The organism is Neisseria sp. P0009.S007 (genome assembly GCF_051962515.1).
In genome coordinates this window covers 1-833 of sequence record NZ_JBQCVF010000756.1, presented here as the reverse complement: position 1 = coordinate 833, position 833 = coordinate 1, and the positions used below count along the sequence as shown (strand labels likewise).

The window sequence follows — 833 nt, the reverse complement described above, 5'->3', positions numbered from 1 at the left end:
ACCGAGTTTGCCCGCTTTGTCGCGCAGGCATTGCTGTGCGAATCGCCCAAGTCCGGCCATGAACCCTGCGGCGAGTGCGCTTCGTGCCATTTGTTCAGCCAAAACACGCATCCCGACTTTTACGAACTCACGCCGGAAATGCCCGAAGGCGAGGCAACGGGACGCAAACTCCTGCAAATCAAAATCGATGCCGTACGCGATATTGTGGAAAACATTTACCTGACCGCTGTCCGCGGCGGACTGCGCGTGGTATTGGTGCATCCAGCGGAAAGCATGAATACACAGGCGGCAAACGGTTTGTTGAAAGCTTTGGAAGAGCCGCCGCAACACGTTGTTTTCCTGCTCGTTACCCACGCGCGCGACAAACTCCTGCCTACCATCAAAAGCCGTTGCCGCCAGATGGTGCTGCCTTCGCCTACCCATGAACAAGCTGCGGCATATCTGCGTCAACAAGGAGTGGGAAATGCTGAAGCCTTGTTGGCATTCCACAGCGGCGCGCCTTTATTCACACCTGCTCCCGAATTAGACGCATTGCGCGAAGAGTTGCTGACGTTGCTGGCTGCCCCGCGCCTGTTGGCCATACTCGACTACGCCGCCGCGTTCGACAAACAAAAACAACCGCTGGCCATTTTCATCGACTGGCTGCAAAAATGGCTGATAGATGTCGGCTTGGCACAACAAAGCATGGCGCCACTTTATTATCCGCACCATGCCCAAGCCCTGCTTCAGACGGCCTCTAAAACCGATTCACGCAAGCTGTTTGCCCTATTGGGCCGTCTGAACGCGCTCAACCCTTACGGATACCATACCTTGAGTGTTAAAATGCAGCTTGA

1 protein-coding gene is annotated in these 833 nt (G+C 55.2%); it reads left to right on the top strand.

The features are described 5' to 3' along the window. On the top strand, nucleotides 1–833 hold an 833-nt coding region (holB, locus tag ACTHS3_RS16155), incomplete at both ends, for a DNA polymerase III subunit delta' (protein WP_440368528.1).